The organism is Flavivirga abyssicola, from assembly GCF_030540775.2.
Classification (GTDB): domain Bacteria; phylum Bacteroidota; class Bacteroidia; order Flavobacteriales; family Flavobacteriaceae; genus Flavivirga; species Flavivirga abyssicola.
This window is the reverse complement of the sequence record NZ_CP141266.1, coordinates 3,261,269-3,280,231: the sequence shown is the minus strand read 5'-3', so window position 1 is coordinate 3,280,231 and position 18,963 is coordinate 3,261,269. Positions and strand designations below refer to the sequence as shown.

8 protein-coding genes are annotated in these 18,963 nt (G+C 32.0%); 4 read left to right on the top strand and 4 right to left on the bottom strand.

The genetic code is table 11. The annotated features are described in order from the left end of the window. Positions 1-57: 57 nt before the first annotated feature. Both Q4Q34_RS13785 and Q4Q34_RS13780 read right to left on the bottom strand, forming a co-directional pair. Entirely contained in the window at positions 58-1,236 is a 1,179-nt protein-coding gene (locus Q4Q34_RS13785) for an AIR synthase related protein (protein ID WP_303315876.1), read from the bottom strand. Positions 1,237-1,430: 194 nt separating this feature from the next. Continuing rightward, complete coding sequence (locus tag Q4Q34_RS13780) at positions 1,431-3,617, bottom strand: glutamine synthetase III family protein (RefSeq protein ID WP_303315877.1); 2,187 nt, start codon at positions 3,615-3,617, stop codon at positions 1,431-1,433. 276 nt (positions 3,618-3,893) lie between these two features. Here Q4Q34_RS13780 and Q4Q34_RS13775 point away from each other — a divergent pair, with 276 nt between their 5' ends. Then, the gene (locus Q4Q34_RS13775; protein WP_303315878.1) at positions 3,894-4,910 is read left to right on the top strand and encodes a glutamine synthetase beta-grasp domain-containing protein; all 1,017 of its coding nucleotides are present in this window, start codon (positions 3,894-3,896) and stop codon (positions 4,908-4,910) included. A 78-nt stretch (positions 4,911-4,988) separates the two neighbouring features. Here the strand turns inward: Q4Q34_RS13775 and Q4Q34_RS13770 are convergent, their stop codons facing one another. Continuing rightward, on the bottom strand, positions 4,989-5,933 hold the full coding sequence (locus Q4Q34_RS13770; protein ID WP_303315879.1) for a calcium/sodium antiporter: 945 nt from the start codon (positions 5,931-5,933) through the stop codon (positions 4,989-4,991). Between the two features lie 207 nt (positions 5,934-6,140). Here Q4Q34_RS13770 and Q4Q34_RS13765 point away from each other — a divergent pair, with 207 nt between their 5' ends. The 3 genes from Q4Q34_RS13765 to Q4Q34_RS13755 all read left to right on the top strand — a co-directional run bounded on the left by Q4Q34_RS13765 (position 6,141) and on the right by Q4Q34_RS13755 (position 8,750). Continuing rightward, the gene (locus tag Q4Q34_RS13765) at positions 6,141-6,500 is read left to right on the top strand and encodes a BlaI/MecI/CopY family transcriptional regulator (protein ID WP_303315881.1); all 360 of its coding nucleotides are present in this window, start codon (positions 6,141-6,143) and stop codon (positions 6,498-6,500) included. A gap of 2 nt (positions 6,501-6,502) precedes the next feature. Then, positions 6,503-8,107: a M56 family metallopeptidase gene (locus tag Q4Q34_RS13760; protein ID WP_303315883.1), complete on the top strand. Its 1,605-nt coding sequence runs from the start codon at positions 6,503-6,505 to the stop codon at positions 8,105-8,107. 490 nt (positions 8,108-8,597) lie between these two features. Continuing rightward, positions 8,598-8,750, top strand: coding sequence for an SsrA-binding protein (locus Q4Q34_RS13755; RefSeq protein ID WP_303315885.1), 153 nt, complete (start codon positions 8,598-8,600; stop codon positions 8,748-8,750). 883 nt (positions 8,751-9,633) lie between these two features. On the opposite strand, the gene Q4Q34_RS13750 is transcribed toward Q4Q34_RS13755, so the two are convergent. After that, complete coding sequence (locus Q4Q34_RS13750; protein ID WP_303315886.1) at positions 9,634-18,942, bottom strand: Tc toxin subunit A-related protein; 9,309 nt, start codon at positions 18,940-18,942, stop codon at positions 9,634-9,636. Between the last annotated feature and the right edge of the window lie 21 nt (positions 18,943-18,963).

Here is an 18,963-nt window from a genome sequence, read left to right as displayed (position 1 = left end):
TATATAAATAAAAAAACTCATATCAAGAATCATTCCAATTTCAAACGATAATAAAATTTAATAATTAAAAACTCCGAATTCAGATTTAATAGTAAGTTTTTTTGTTTCAGAAGCTTCTACTCTACCAATTATTTTAGCATCAACATGAAAAGATTTTGATATGCCAATAATTTTTTCAGCAATTTCAGGAGCCACATATAATTCCATTCTATGTCCACAATTAAATACCTGATACATTTCTTTCCAATCAGTTTTAGATTGTTCTTGAATGAGTTTAAATAATGGTGGAATTGGAAACATATTGTCTTTTATGATATGAAACTGATCTATAAAATGGAGAATTTTTGTTTGAGCACCCCCACTGCAATGAACCATACCATGAATCGTTTCACTATTAAATTCTGATAATATTTTTTTAATAATTGGCGCGTATGTTCTAGTAGGAGACAATACCAATTTGCCTGCATCTATAGGCGAACCTTCAACATCATCAGTCAATTTCACTCCACCTGAGTACACTAAATCTTCAGGAACAGATGCATCAAAACTTTCAGGATACTTTTCTGCTAAATACTTACTAAAAACATCATGTCTAGCAGACGTTAAGCCATTACTTCCCATACCTCCATTATATAACTTCTCATAAGTTGCCTGCCCAAAAGACTCTAAACCAACGATTACATCTCCAGCTTTAATATTTGCATTATCAATAACATCGTCTCGCTTCATTCTTGCAGTCACAGTAGAATCTACAATAATAGTTCTCACTAAATCACCAACATCTGCCGTTTCCCCTCCTGTAGAATGAATGGTTACTCCAAATGATTTTAGGTCTTCAAGTAATTCTTCGGTTCCATTAATAATTGCTGAAAGTACTTCCCCCGGAATTAAACTTTTGTTTCTTCCAATGGTAGAAGACAACATAATATTATCGGTTGCACCAACACATAACAAATCATCTATATTCATTATTAAAGCATCTTGTGCAATGCCTTTCCAAACCGAAACATCTCCAGTCTCTTTCCAATACATATAAGCCAATGATGATTTTGTACCAGCCCCATCTGCATGCATAATCAGACAATAATCATCATCATTTGTTAGATAATCTGGTACTATTTTACAAAATGCTTTTGGAAATAATCCTTTATCTATATTTTTTATAGCGTTATGTACATCTTCTTTTGATGCAGAAACCCCACGTTGTGCATATCGTTTAGAAACTTCTTGACTCATAATATTTTATTGTGGTGCAAAAGTAAAGGAATATTTTAAAATTAGCCATCCTTAGCATAAGTATATGGCACATTTAATTCGTTTTGTTTTATCTGAAAAAATAAAACTAGACATTCCATAATTTTAGATTCCTCTTTTCGAAGGGATACTATTCCTGTGAAATCATTCAAAAATATTAGAAAATAATATTGCTATTATCTTGTAAATAATAATTCACGATACTTTGTTAACGGCCAAATCTCATCGTCAACCAACAATTCTAACTTATCGCAATGGTAACGAATATCATTAAATAAAGGTTTTACATGGTTACAGTAAGCCAGCGCTTTCTTTTCTATTTCTTCAAACGCATTTGCTTTTTTACGTTCGTTAATCATTTTTGTAACATTAGCATTAATGCCTTCAATATGATTAGAAATCTCTTCAATTAAATTAATCTGTTCTTTGGAAACCAAATTAAATTTTTTATCAAATATTTCTTTTAACCCTCTAACATTTTCAATTAAAATATTTTGATATTTAACGGCTGTCGGTACAATATGATTTCGAGCTATATCACCTAATACGCGACTTTCTATTTGAATATGCATAATATAAGCTTCAACCTCTATCTCATAACGAGCTTCAGTTTCAACCCGACTCATAACATTCATTTCTTCAAATAATGAAATGGTTTCTTTAGAAATTTTAGCTTTTAAAGCTTCTGGTGTTGTTTTATTATTACTTAACCCCCTTTTCTTAGCTTCTTCTTCCCATTCCTTTCCATAACCGTTTCCTTCAAATAAAATACTTTTAGTAGATTTAATATATTCTCTTAATACATTAAATATAGCTTCATCTTTCTTTAAATCTTTCTTGTCAATTAATTTATCGACTTCAATTTTAAAATCTTTTAATTGTTTGGCTACTATGGTATTTAAAATAGTCATCGGGTTCCCACAATTTGCAGTAGACCCTACAGCTCTAAACTCAAATTTATTCCCAGTAAATGCAAAAGGAGAGGTTCTGTTTCTATCTGTATTATCGAGTAAAACATCTGGTATTTTACCAACCACATTAAGCTTAAGTTCTGTTTTTTCCTGAGGTGAAAGTTTTCCTTTAGTCACGCCTTCTAACTCTTCTAGAACTTTGGTTAATTGTTCTCCAATAAATACTGAGATTATGGCAGGTGGTGCTTCATTAGCTCCTAACCTATGATCATTACTAGCCGATGCTATCGCTGCTCTTAATAGCGCTTCATGTTCATGAACCGCCTTAATTGTATTAATGAAAAATGTTAGAAATTGAAGATTACTCATTGGTGTTTTTCCTGTACTTAATAAATTAACACCAGTGTCTGTAGAAAGTGACCAGTTATTATGTTTACCAGAACCGTTGATCCCATCAAAAGGCTTTTCATGTAATAGTACTTTAAAATTATGCCGTGAAGCAACACGTCCCATAATATCCATTAAAAGCGAATTATGATCTACAGCCAAATTAGCTTCTTCGTAAATAGGAGCTAATTCAAATTGATTAGGCGCTACTTCATTATGCCTGGTCTTTACAGGAATTCCTAAAAGCATACATTCTGTTTCCAGTTCGCGCATAAAATTCAATGCTCTATTAGGAATGGATCCAAAATAATGATCATCTAATTGTTGTCCTTTAGCAGGCGAATGCCCTAATAATGTTCTCCCTGTTAAGGAAATATCCGGACGACTTGCCGCCAACATTTTATCTACTAAAAAGTACTCTTGTTCCCACCCTAAAGAGGATGACACTTTCTTTACATTTTTGTCAAAATATTTACAAACTGCAGTTGCAGCATCATCTACTGCATGTAGCGCTCGCAATAAAGGCGTTTTATAATCTAATGCTTCTCCGGTATAAGCTACAAATATGGTTGGGATACATAAGGTGGTGCCATATATAAAAGCTGGTGATGTTGGATCCCATGCTGTATATCCTCTAGCTTCAAAGGTATTTCTAATGCCCCCACTAGGAAAGCTGGAAGCATCTGGTTCTTGCTGTACTAACTGACTGCCTCCAAATTTTTCAATAGCCATACCATCTCCAATGGTTTCAAAAAATGCGTCGTGCTTTTCTGCTGTAGAACCTGTTAATGGCTGAAACCAATGTGTGTAATGAGTAACGCCTTTTGATAATGCCCAATCTTTCATAGAAGATGCTACTTGATCTGCTATGCTTCTATCTATTTTTTTCCCATATTGAACGGCATTTATAACGCCTACAAAAGCATCTTTTGTTAAGTATTGACGCATGGTATTCTCATTAAATACATTCTTTCCAAACAGATCTGACCTACGTTCTTTTTCTTCTACAATAATTGGTTTATAGGCAAGAGACTCTTTGATGGCATGAAATCTTAATGTTGACATTTCCTGAAAATTTGTTTGGTTTGATAACGACTATATTATGACTGCAAAAATAAGTAGCTAAATCAATAAAAACATAAAAAGTCAAAAGTTTATTGTTGACATTTTTACAATTTTCATATAAAATAATACTCTTTTTTTAAAATAAACCTTAAAATAATGGGGTATAAATAAAAATAACCTATACTTATATTAAAATACCCCCTATAAATTTAAAGTATTTATATAATAATTTATATTTGTGATTATTATTAAAATTTCACTCATAAAATATTTATTATGGCAAAAATTAAATTAGAATACCTTTGGTTAGATGGTTACAAGCCAACTCAAAACTTGAGAAGTAAAACTAAGGTAGAAGAGCATGAAAACTTTCAAGGAACATTAGAAGAAATAGGAAACTGGTCTTTTGATGGTTCATCAACACAACAAGCTGAAGGAGGATCTTCAGATTGTTTATTAAAACCTGTTGCGATATACCCAGATCCTGCTCGTATTAATGGATATTTAGTAATGACTGAAGTTTTAAATGCTGATGGTACGCCTCACGAATCTAACGGAAGAGCTACTATTGATGATAATGATAATGATTTCTGGTTCGGATTTGAGCAAGAATACTTTATCATGGACACGCATACTCAACTACCTTTAGGATTCCCAATTGGAGGTTATCCTGGACCACAAGGTATGTACTACTGCTCTGTTGGTGGAAAAAACACACACGGTAGAGACTTTGTAGAAGAGCATGCAAACTTATGTATTGAAGCTGGTTTAAATTTTGAAGGTATTAACCAAGAGGTTGCTAGTGGACAATGGGAATTCCAATTATTTGCTAAGGGAGCTAAAAAAGCTGGTGATGAAATTTGGATTGCTAGATATTTATTAGACAGATTAACTGAAAAATACGGATACTATATTGAGTATCACCCAAAACCTGTAAAGGGTGACTGGAATGGTTCTGGTATGCACGCAAACTTCTCTAACTCAACTTTAAGAACTTGTGGTTCTCAAGAAGTTTACGAGAAAATATGTGAAGCGTTCAGACCTGTTACTAAAGAACACATTGAAGTATATGGTGAGTTTAACGATCAACGTTTAACTGGTTTACACGAAACGGCTTCTATTAACGATTTCTCTTATGGAGTATCTGATAGAGGTGCGTCAATTCGTATTCCAATCATTACTGTAGAAAAAGGATGGAAAGGATGGTTAGAAGACAGAAGACCTGCTTCAAACGGAGATCCATACAAAATTGCTGGTAGAATCATTAAGACTGTTAAATCCGCTAACGTCTAAAGAAATACTAGTTTTGTTCATAATAAAAAAGGGTTTGCAAAATTTGCAAACCCTTTTTTATGCTCATATCTTTTATATTTATCCTCTGGTAAATATTAAGAACATAAAAACGCCATAAGCAAACACTAAAAAGAATCCTTTTCCTCTACTGATTTGTAATCTCTTTGGTAAAAATATTATTGGTATTAAAATAAAACTAAAGCCAAGCATCCAAAAAATATCATGAGACAATATTTGAGGCTCTGTAACAGTAATAGGTTTTATTATAGCTGTTAAACCTAAAACCGATGCTATATTAAAAATATTAGAACCTATTAAATTACCTAAAGAAATAGCCTTTTCTTGCTTTGCTGCAGCGATGACCGATGCCGCTAATTCTGGAACACTAGTACCTATAGCTATTAGAGAAACTCCTATTACCGCTTCACTAACACCTACTGAGCGCGCAATTTCCTTTGATCCTTCTACTAACCATTCACTTCCAAAATATAAAGCCGTAGCTCCTATAGCCAGCCAAAGAATTATTTTAAAATTTGAAACAACCGCTAAAGCATCATCAACTTCTTCTACACTAGTATCTTTCTTTCCTTTCTTTATCAATGCATATAAAAAAAGAATAAGACCTATGAATAAAATGCTACCTTCTATAGCTGTAAGAACATTATCATTTTTAAGAAAATAATAAAGTACTATTGAGAAAACCATCATAACGGGCCAATTAAGCTTATAAAATGATTTATCAACTGCTATAGCTCCTACCATTGCTGTAACCCCAAGTACCAAACCTATATTAGCAATGTTAGAACCTACAACATTATTAATTGCTATGGCTGGCGATCCCGATAATGCTGCTTGTACACTAACTAGTAGCTCTGGTGCTGATGTTGCAAAAGATACCACCGTCATACCAATAACCATTTTAGATATACTAAACTTAAAAGACAATGCTACAGATGAACGTACAAGAAACTCACCTCCTACTACTAATAATGTAAAACCAAGGATGACCCAAAGTAAACTCATAAAAATATTTTTTGCGAAGATAGTGTAAGAATTAAGATCTACGATTTTTGATTTACGATTTTTAAATCCCCTACTTATTCATAACATATAAAACCATATAATAACTAAAAATTTCGTTAAATAACTATATATATAGTTTTATAACTATAAAAATAGTTATATATTTGTTAGAGACTCAAAAAGTCTTGAAGACTAAACATATTTTAAATGGAAAAATTAACAAACAAGGAAGAAGAAATCATGCATATTTTATGGAAGTTAGAAAAGGCATTTGTTAAGGATGTACTGGCAGAAATAAAAAGTGATAAACCTCACTATAATACGCTTTCAACTATTATAAGAAATTTAGAGGAAAAAGGTTATGTTTCCTACAATGCCTATGGTAAAACGCATCAATACTACCCCATTGTTAGCAAAGAGGATTACAAGAAAAAGTTTATGAACTTGGCAATAGACCATTATTTTAACAACTCTTATAAAAACATGGTATCATTTTTTGCCAAGGAAGAAAAAATTAGTGTAGACGAGCTTAAAGAGATTATTGAACTCATCGAAAAAAACAACTAGTTATGGAATATTTACTAAAAGTTAGTGCTGTCGTTATTATTTTCCATATAATCTACAAAGTTTTTTTGCAGCGTGACACCTTTTTTGAATCTAATAGAGGGTTTCTTTTACTAGGTATAATAACCTCTTTTATTATTCCTTTTTTAGTAATTCCAATTTATATTGAAGATACATCTGCCTTAATAGCAGATTATAATTTTGCTTCTGATGTTGTAGTTGAAAATGAAGTATCTCTTTTTAATGTTTTAGATTATATTCCTATGGTGTATTTAATAGGGTTACTTTTCTTTTCTGTTCGTTTTATTATACAATTAGCTTCATTGTTTACATTAATTTTCAAAAATAAAAGTGAAAAACAAAATGCTTTTAGGTTTATAAAAACTAATGAAGATATTTCGCCATTTTCATTTTTTAACTGGATTGTTTATAATCCAAACCAATTTAACAAAACTGAATTAGATCAAATTATTACCCACGAAAAAATACACGTAAAACAATACCATTCTATAGATATCTTACTAACACAACTTTCTTGTGTTGTGCTATGGTTTAATCCTTTTATATGGCTTTACAGCAAAGATATAAAGCAAAATTTAGAGTTTATAGCAGACCAAAAAGCTCAGCATAAATTCAAATGTAAAAAAAGTTATCAAACAACATTACTAAAAACTAGCGTGCCATCTCATCAATTGGCCTTAAGCAACAATTTTTATAATTCATTAATCAAAAAACGAATCGTTATGTTACACAAATCAAAATCTAAAAAAATCAATTTAATAAAATATGTATTAGTAATTCCTTTACTGGCTATATTTTTAATGAGCTTTAGTACAAAAAAAGTATATGTAGAAAAAGCACCAACAAAAAGTTACTACTCTCTTGAGATAGAAATAATAACTAAAGAATATACAAATACTGATTTTGATAACCTTATCAACAAATTAAAAGAAAAGGGTATAACAGCAAAATTTAATGGTATTAAACGTAATAGTAAAGGAGAAATCACTGCTATAAAAATTAGCATAAATTCGAAAAGTTCTAATGTTAATTATTCTTCCAATTCTAATTATTCCATTAGCAGTGACGAAGCTATAAAACCAATAAAAATTTCATTTAGTGATGATGGAAAAAATATTTCAATTGGAAATACTAACCAATCCGTACATAAATTTAAAGGCTCTAATTATACTATTAATCATAAAGATGGAAAGCATAAAATTTACTCATCAGAAAAAGGTCATGGTGTTTTTGTAGTTTCTGATGATGATGTTGATGAAAACGTTGAAATTATAACTGAAAAAGACGAAGACATTGAACATGATGAAGATATTATTGTAATAAAAGAAAAAGTATCTGATGAAAAGAAGTCTTATGAAGTTAAAACCATAAAGAAGAATAAGGATAGCGACAAAATTGTTATAATGAGTGACGATGGTACAGAACCTTTATATGTCATTAATGGAAAAGAAGTGAAAAAGAAGGAATTTGAAAAGTTACATTCTGATGATATTAAAAATGTTTACGTAATAAAAGGTGAAAAAGCCATTAAAAAATATGGAGAGAAAGGAAAACATGGTGTTGTAGAAATTACTACTAAAAAAGAATAAAACAATTATAACAAATTGTATAATTTTAAGACATCCAATATGGATGTCTTTTTTTATATTTTAATATTTTAAAAAGATGAAACTGTCAAAAAACACCACTTTTTAAATAATTCTTCCCTTGATATTTAAAAAAAACCTTAAAACACCTCTACAATTATTTAATATTGAAACAATAATAACTATTTATAGTTACAATATAAAACTTACATGTAGATAGTCACTTAAATATAGTAATCAATTATATTTTTTTACTTACAAATTCATATTCAACTTCATTGATTTTCATTAAAACGTTTGGTTAACATATTGGTAAATATTTATCTTCAAAAAACATTGATATAAATAACTTATTTAATAACCTTTAAAACCTGAAAAACTATGATCACACTTGCCAAACTTATAATCGATTTAATATTAATTATTATCTCAATTATATGAATTTCTCTAAATGTAAAACTTAGTCTAGAATAAGTTTTACTATTTTTATAAAATGCAAAAGCAAGTATTTAAATTTTTAGCGAAGGTTAATAAAGCAATCTTACCTAGTTATTCTAAAAGACGATTAGATTTAACAAAAGCTAATAAACTACAAATGGCTATTATTGGCTGGAGATGGTTTATTACTAAAAATGCTTTAGATTGATTTAAACTTAAGATAAAATCAATCATTAATTATCAAATAAATATCTAAATCAAGAACTTGATCCTTATCTTCTTTTAAAGGAAAAATAGTTTGTTTCCAAAAAACTTTTAAGCGTACCAACATCTCTAAAAACATTCGTTTAACAAAATGAATTGGGGTTATTTAAGGCAGATTCATCTAACTTTCTCAAAAAATATAAAAAGGAGGGCAAATTAGTTAGGGCTATTAAGTTATGGTTATTTGCCCTCTTTTCATATTCAGAAATAACGATACTCTAATCTGAATACTATTTTATATCGTTTTATATTTGGCTACAACCTTTTTGGTCATAGGTTCATTACTGCCTTTTATTTTCACGAAATAGTTACAAAATACGCAGAGGGTAAATTAATTAATTTCTGAGGTACCTGCTTGCCTTGACGATAAAATAAAGACATACAAAACCTTTAACCTCCTTGTTCAAGGCTAATTATTATTTCACGACCTTGTTCTAACCGTCTATTGGTTTAAAGAAATGTTTATGTAATTTGTAAAGGAGATATTTATTGCTTTACATACGATGGAAAGGCTATTTACTAGAAAAAAATATCGTAGTAATACTTTTAGATTTTTCATTATTGTGGGGCTTTAAAATTTTTTATAAATGTAAGAATATCCAATGTGAAAATGGAAGTGGTTTTTCCGCATTTTCGATGAATGGCATACTATTATCATTTTTCAGTTGAGGCAAAACCGTAAAACCTTATTTTTTAGATTTAGTTACACTTTAATAATGATAAACTGAAAATAAAAACCATGTCTTTTCAAACATGGTTTTTTGAGTTATAACCCAAGCGTAAAAAGTTTAAGCTTTTTGAATTTGATAAATTTGAATTACTAAATATTACTTTAAAATAAATCGAACAACCATTAATGCTTTGCTAATTTCTTTATCTGTATTCTTAATCGATACATTTAAACTTTCTGCATTTATTTCTTCGTCTCTTATAGCAAAGGTTTTAGTATCTCCTATCGATATACCATCTGTAAAACTAATATCAGTATCATCTTGCTGAACCACTATTTCTGAAGCTTGTAAGTCTGATTCCGTAGTTAATACGATATCTGTAATTTTAATATCTTTTGATTCTCTGGGTTGTCCATCTTTATCTAATCTAACGTAATATGGCAGATAATCCTGAATATTTTCTATTGCTATAACACGCTCCGTACCCCCTTCTTCTACCTGCATAGCCTTGTGCCACGCATTACTTAAATCATGTTTAAGATCAATAATAGAAAAAAGTCCTTCTTCTTGCCCTAATTCTTCATTATTTTTATTAAAATCATGTACCGTATCCAAAGCTGCTTTTTTCATACGTTCTCCGCCTTCATTAGAAGTATACCTCACATGTATTATGGCATCAGAAATCGTATCATAATCAAACTGACGGAATTCCGGTAATTCTAATCGCCATTTACTTATAGCTCCTGCGCCTTCAAAAGGAAGGTAACGTTCATCTTTGAAATCAAGTTCAAACATACCACTTTCGTTTTGCGCAGAACTTGCAGCAATTGAAGAAACAGGAACATTAAACGTTATGAAACGATCATCAATCTCGTCCGTTTTTTCTTTATAATCATTTTTATTCTTAGCTATTGAACTATTTCTAAATTTATGTTCTAATAATCTTAACGAAGCATTTAAACCTGTATAAGGGCCAACAATGCATGGTATTGAAATAGATATCGATTTAATGCGACGTTTATAATGCCCTGGATAATCCATGTCAAATAGTATTTCCGGTAAACTAAATTCACATGTCCCAGTTTCTTTAAGTCCTATTAATGATAAAGGATTAATTTGCCGTAAAGAAACATGTTTGGTGATTTCATAATCATGAGCACGCTTTTCTTGGTAAGCCGCTTCTAATTGTTTCAATCCTACATAAAGTTGTTCACCTGCTAATAATCCATCACGACCAGCATTCCAATAACCTGACTGGATATAATTAGAAGTACTCAGCCCCCGTTCAAAACGAAATACTTTTTCTGCTTTTTTACCCAATTCGTAAGCCAAACTATATACCTGATGATACACTGTTTTTAAATTCCCTTTCATCCAAACATATAATTCTTCGTTTGTATATTTATTTTTTAAGAATTCTTCTACTTCTTGTGCATTATCAATAAGTTTTTGCTGATTTATAATTTCCTGATTCGCGATACCTATACGAATCTGTTGAGAAAGAATTTGTTTATCGATCTGTTTAACCTCTAAACCAGCAGCATTAGCTTGCTGTACTCTATCTTGCAATGCTCTTAAAAAGTTTCCTTTTTTAGATGCCTTACTGGATTGAAAAGTAATATCTGAAACACCCGAAGTTATAAATTTAGCCCATGCCTGTGCAGCTGCTCCTAGATTACCACCTCCAAAACTTATACCTGCACCAATTCCTATAGGTTTAAGATCAACAGAGAAAGAAGGGATAATATGTAAAATACTTGCCAATTTTTCTGGAAATACCGCTTCTTTTTGTTTATTATTAGCCTCATTAGCTTTATCCATATCCTCTTTTTCATACTTGATTAGCTTAAGACCACTTTCATCTACAGGGGTTTCAATTGTATTTACTAATTCTGTAAAATCGCTATCTAACCCTGGAACTTTATTAGCATCTTCTCCAATAAGCTTTAAGTAATATTTCATACGTTGCTCTGGCGATTTTCTATTTTGAAATAAACTTTCTAATGACTTTTCTGCTTCTTCTAGCTGTTGTTTTTTTATTTCCATCACTAAATTCTGCATCACCCCTTCATGTTTGGTACGAATTAAGCGCATAACTTCATTATCTTTTTTCTCTAATGCCGATAACATAGCGCCTCCCAACGATTTTAACTCATTACATAATTCCAATGATTTTTGTAATAGATAATAAAAACGATAATTAGGCATAGGTGTATTTAAATCGTTTAACACCGAAGCAATACTTAACCCTTGTGCTGTTGCTTTAACTAATAAAGCAGGATCTATTGGTGGTTGAAATAATGGCAACTTACGGAATATCCCTTCTATGTTTAAACAATGCCTTATTTTAAACAATCTATCCTCAATAGTATCCCAATACCCTATTAGTTTTGGGTTGTTAGGAATACAGAAGTACAGTGATGATGAAAAACCAAAAACGTTAGCAAATCCTACTACACCATTATCAATTCCAATTGGTGTTGTTATTTGATTACTAAAAGGCAACGTTATTTCTAGCTCGACCATAGCGTTTGAAAACGCATCCCATTTACCGAGTAATGAATTGTAAGTTTGAGGTTTTATCTTTCCTCGTTTCGGGATTAACTGAGGTCGCCTACCCAGTATGTGATATGCTAAAACATACAACTGTGTTGCCTGGTTAATACTTTCTATGCTATCCTGACGGAATAAATAATCTCCCCAGGCAATCAAATTATCAATATATTTCATAACCACCCACTTCATATATGCTACCGGACGACTTCTGGCTACCAAATGAGGCTTAAACGGATTATTACGCCATTCATTAATTGTCTCATCGGCCTTATTTGGTTCTAAATTATTGAAAATGGCGTCTAAAATACGCTGTGTGTCAATGTCTTTAAATGGCCCGAATTTCCAGAAACGCTTATCGTCTACACCGTCTGCCATCGGATTAAACACATAGTGATACCATTTCATGGCTTCTTCAAACTGTTGTGACTCACTTAAAGCATTCGCAAGCATAACCGGAGTATGGAAAAACAATTCCCAATTGTATATAGAATATGGACGCTTTAACTCATGGTATATATCGCTAAATTTACCAAATGCATCATCTTTATTAATCCCGTTAATAGATAAGTTATAACTAAAGAAATCTTCCAGTTTTCCTCTATTTATTTTACCTAATAAATGATGTACATAAGGAATATGAAAGTTTCCAGAATTATACGTAGTAAGCGCTTCATCATTAAATGAATGGCTATTTACATCACTACTATCCTGCAATGATTTTATTTCGTGATTATTATGATGAAAATTAGTAACCGTTACGCTATTATTTACTATCGGTGAGAAGTTTAGTGTTCGTATTCCTCCTCCTATACCCAATTCAAACCCATGCTGATTGTCAGGTAGCGCTCCTTCATTATAATTCACTTTTACAGCAAGTATATTTATAGCTGGAACAGGTATAAACTCATAATCATAAATACGAGGCATATTGGATCCGTTCTCATGATAAAGAGCATCTTTACTCACTACTTTTTGATTCCATTTTCCGTTACGGTATTCACTCATCCCCATTTTAATTTCCCAATAATTAATAGGTTTATTAGTATTCGGACTGTCATCTGCTATCTCATTTATGCTTGTATTTCCATTATCAGCAGGTCTGGTTTTACTCATAAATTGTGGAAACAATACCATTAATCTACCATTCCAAACAACAGGAGTAAGATAGCAACCGTTGCCGGTTACCTTATTGTCTGTCCCCATAACATCATAATCCGGAATGTCTACCTGCATTTTCTCCCAGGAATTCCAATTCATCTGATCCAATGCCAGGTATCTATAAAAATAGAAATAAGGTGCTGTACGTGTTCTGGCAAATACATGCAATTTACTGCCTTCTTGCCAGATTCCACTTGTTGCTTTTTCACCGTCAATGTACAATCCAACAATCTCCATATTAGCCACCTCATCGACTTTAAATACATAAGATTTTAAAGTATCTGTTATATTTTGCGGATTAATATCTTTTTGCAGCAATTCACTTTCCAGTTCTTTAAAGAAAGGTGTTTTATCATCTCTAAGATTACTCTCTATCCAGTTTTCCGGATATAGAAATACTTTTCTATTGGCTTCCCAAACACGGTAACGCTGCATCCATTCCCATCTGCCACGATCTAAAATATCTGGGGTAATGCCATTGTGTTCTTCTTCTAAACCTAAAAAACAACGTTGAACAAATAATTGCACCGATGATAGTGCTTGTTTAATTCTGGATGTTTCCATACAGGCATCCATTTGCACATCGATAAGGAAATATTCAAATAGTCCATTAGCATCAGTAACACCCCAATTAATAAGATCTGGTTGTTGTAACAGATAGGCTATAAGAGTTGCTTCTTGATTATTACGAATTTGATCATTAAGCGGTTTTACAACCTGTTCCCAATCTTCTTGCTTATATTTTGCTCGTATAGCATGCTGAATACTATCCGCTATTTTTCTGGTTTTTTTGAAATTTGAAGTCGGTTTAGCCCAATCGAATAACAGATCAATATCTATAGCGATGTTATCGGCTACACGCAATGCTTCTTGTAATTTTAACAGGTTAATTTCGTTATGAAAAGATTGAGGAGTATTTAAATTAAAATGATCTTCATGAATAAGTTTATCTATATTATCTTTCTCCCAAAGTGTTAATTCTGCAATTTTGTCACTTAATATATTAGGTTCTTCAGTAGCATGTGTCCACTTGAAAAATTCCAAAATATTGGTTTCTGTGTTAGGCAATGCATTTCGTAATCTAACATATCCTTCCATGCGCAACCAATGGTTCAATGTTAAGGCATTTATATCTAAACCATCAAAATCTGCCTTATGAATATTTAAATATTCAAATTCCTCGGCAGTTATTTCAAACCCCTCAGCTATTATAGCTGCCTTTTGTAATTTTATATAGGCACCCTCTGTTTGGGTTGCAGTAAAATCTGGTAATAATAATGAGGGTGGTATGTTTGCTATGGCAGATGTTGGCGTTTTCCAAAAAACGGTACTTAAATCTTGCCCATTTACATGTAACATATATAATTTACCTGCTTTTAATGCTAAAGGATTACTCCACCACTCATTTGTAGGGTCTTCTTGTTGTGTAAATACTAATGGGCTACCATCTATAGTGATATTTGGTGCTGTATCTCTATCTCTTACTATAAATGTATAATCTTCCTTTGCTGAAGGAATAAGATAACCTTTCCAATCGGTTTCAGCTGGTTTTGCACTTTCTTTAATTGCTTCAAAAACATTATATATTGGTGATGCTGGTAGTCCTGTCGTTAATATTTCAGATATCAAAATATCTGTGACTTCCTCGCTTAATCCTACTGAATCAGACAAGGTATCAACAACAAACTGATGGGTTAATTGATCTCTCAAGTATGGCAAGAAGACATTTATAAAGGCTCGAATTTTTTTAGGGGTGGTATTTGGGTCTTCCTCTCCTTCCGGAATTTCATCAAATGGGACACTAATATCTCCTGTTTTAATTACAAGCTCTGCAGCCTCCACCTCAGCTAATCGTTCTGGAGATTTTTGTTTTTCTGCTTCGAAAATAGCAAATAATACTTCTTTAAATAATTTAGTTTGTTGCTTTTCTATGCGTACTATAGCTTCTTCCCATTCTGGATCATTACTTAAAGTGCTATATTCTGTCCTTTCAGCTACAGTCAATATTCCAGTAATCTGAATGGTTCCATTTTCAGAATTATACAGCAATTTATTCTTAAGTGTTTTATCTTCTGCGGGGTTAATAATTAAATTTTTGGGAGCATTAGTTATAAAAAGCTGAGTTCCTTCAAGAATACTAAGTATTTTTTCAACTAATACCTGAGGAAATAGTAATGCTGCTTTTGCTCGAACCATTTCCACAGGAACCTCTTGATCATCCTCTAGATCTTTATGCGTGTCGTCTATAACATTAAGTCCATCGTATAAGGTTTTAGCAACTAATAAAATATCTTTCTGTGTTGGTGCCAATGGTTTTTTAGTGTCATCATAACCTCTAATAACATAATTAAGTTGTCTATAGTTAAAACCAGCATCTTCCATTTTAGCCCATTTCTCAGTAAAATTGAGAGTTGTATGAGCATCTTTAAACGGATTTCCAAACAAAGGAAATATACTTATAAAAGCAGGGATTTTTAAGCCTATAACTTTTGAAAGTAAACGGTAACGGTAGATGATAGATAAATTGCATATGTTTAAAACATCATCCATCGTTTCAGCTTTTATAATGGCTTTAATATCATCTGAAGCCATATTAAAAGCAGCCATTATTATGGGCAAGTGCTCTGTTATTTTTGTTGATTTCGTTAAATAATTCCCATTCTTATCTTCAACAAATACTTTATCTATGCCTTTTAGGTTATATTTTAAAAATAAACGTTTGTATAATGATTTTTCTCCTGAAGTACTAATATTTGTCCAAAAAGTGAGTAGCTTTATAAGCTCTATCCCTGTAACATCCAGTAGTTTTTTTACAGCTACTAGTTGATGTAAAAAGTCTGGTGTAATCGGGCAATGTGTTTTCTCAATACTTTTTGCATCAAAACAATCATTATTTATATCATCACTATCTCCGCAAGCTTCTGCTTCTTCAAATAGGTCGTCGCAGTTGGTACAATCATCATTATCTGGTAAAAGATCATCTATACAAGTATCTTTAGTATTACTTAAACCTACTAAAGCCTTATCTACTTCGTCAATAGTCCATCCTAATTTTATCCATAACCTGATAAATCTTTGAATATGATCATACTCTTCTATAGTTACTGGCGAACCATCTAAATGTATTAACCTTACAGAATCTAGATCGCAATTATCTAATGCGATATTTCTACAGTTCCACAATTCTGCACGTTGATCCGGTAGTCTTTTAAATAAAAAGCCATTAGCAAAAACACCTCTAACATCATCATTACTTCTGAACTCTAAAACGGCATAATGTTCAACTTCTAAGGGTCTGCCATCTGGATAAAAAATAGAAACTTTACCATCCATTGGATTCATAAACCCAATTTCTCTACTGATATTATTTCCAGTTTCGTCAGCTATTACAATTTTACAGTCTCGTAGAAAAACGAAATTATCGTCCATCTCCATGTCATCCGGAAGTGCGGTTCCTACAAATTCTGTTAATCCATTATTACTGGCACTTGTTTTTTGGAAAAACTGCCCCTCGGGACATGAACAGGATTGTGAATTTTCTAGTACAATAATTTGCCCTATTTTTTCAAAATAGCAGTATACCCATTTTTCGATATCCTTAGTTTCCATACAGGTATCTACCGGTTTAGGATTACAAGGATCGGGGTTAAGAATAGTCTCTAATAATGGTACTAATGGTTGTGCTTTGGTTAAAAACTCAATAAGTTTTTCATATTTCCCTTTTGGGCTACTAGCTCCATGATCGACCAGCGTTTGTAGATACCTATAACTAAATTGGATACTCTCCATAATAGTTAAAGCTTTACCTTCCGGAATATTAGGGTTTATACATCGTGTTTTTAGTAACTCTACCAGATCCACATAGGATATTCCTGTACGTCTTAAGAATTGATCTTTTACAAAAGTGAGTCCTTTTTTTGTGCTTTCATCTGTATCTAACAAATCTGGTTCACTGGCATAGCCGTAATACTCATGTACTGGTTTTACGCCTATTTTATCCAGATATTCCTGCTCTGTATGATCTTCTTTGCATTGTTTATCCCAATATTCTTTAGATACAAAGGCTTCTCTAGTTAAAATAACATATTCTTCTTGTGTTATATTTAAGTACTCGGCATCTACTGCCCGATCGATATATTGCGTGTGTAAATGATCTAATTCAATATTTTCTTCCTCTGTAAACCCTTCTACTAAATCTCCTGATTCAACATGTTCTTCGGAAACGGGAAGTGTTTTTTCTTTTCGTACAGATCGAAACGTATCAATAAGTTCGTGTCTGCTAGTTTCTAAATGCTTTAGATACACCCGTGACACATCTATGGGTTGATGATAAGGTAATGTAAACGGATATACAGCTTTATGTAGAATACAATAAGCCTCATATTCTGTGTTTTGGGGTTGTGCTAATAACTCTCCCGTAGTTTGATCTGTTACATTAAAAGGTTTCGTATGATGAAAAACGATATAGTTTTCCATCACTTCATTTACCAAATCAATATATGGCAAGATGGTGTTTGTATTCTTACAGGTTAACTGTAGGCAGCCTAAATCTGGTCTACGTTCAAAAAGCTTTTCTAAAGGGGTTCCTGAGATATCTTTTGGGTCTGGTTTAATAGCTATACTACCTCCAGCATGAGGATCAAGATTATTATTTCGTAAATATTGCAATAATTCCACAAAATAGGCAGCTGCACTATACACTGAGTTACATTCTCCACATTCGCAAAAATCAGCATCGCCAAAAAGTATATCCCAACTTAAATTATTCTTTTTAAGTGTATCGTCAACACGATCCTTTATAGAAAAAGCTACAGTTACTGTTTCATTGCTATTGGACATCATACTTACATTTTGGGGTGTTGATACTTGTAAAGATTTATCAATAAAATCTACACCTGTACCTTGCCCAATATCCTTCATAGCCATTAATGCCTGCTCATTACGGATCCGCGTATTTACAGCATTAATATGTAATTGTTTAGCAATAACCTCTCCTTGATCTCCAAATTCTGATGCAAAGCTTTTTACAAATTGTTTTTCTGATAGTTCTCCTATTCTATAGGCCGAAGTCATATTGGTTTTCATTAGAATCGGCATCACCTCCGGAGTTGGACTAAGAGCGACTACTCTTTGCAATGCTTTCATTTCAAGAACAACATCTTCTCTACTTTCTTCGGCTATATCCTTAAAAGCATTTTCATTTTTAAAAGCTTCATACACAGAAGTCGTTCTTAAATTGAATTCCTCAGGTTGGTTTGCTAAAAATGTATTTAATTGCCCACTTATCACTCTATTTTCTATAGGCGTTTCAATAGGATTTGCCAGCATGGTCATTACAACGGCTGTTGGTTCTATATAAAACAAATTTGTACGTAATGATGCCGCATAAGCCTCAGGAGTATCTTCTCCTATATCCAAATTTGTTTCTTTTATAGTTTTAGTAAGCTTTTCTTTATTGAAATGCAATGCCACATCCCGCATGGAATTGATCTTTTTATCTTTTTGAAAAACACTTACCAATTTTTCTTTTTCTCCACTCCAAGATACTAGCGTATTGGTAAATTTTAGTTTACTAATGAGTTCTGATTTGAAATCCGATTCTTTTTCTAAGGCTGTCGAAATTGATTTCCAATCCCCTTTATGGGTCTTATAAATAGAAGTGAATTTTTCATTAATACCTTTTGCATTCCCTAAATCTGCTTTAAACAGATTTAAGCGCATTGCTGTTTTATTTTCGGATGTGGTTTTCATGACTTATTCTTTATTACTATT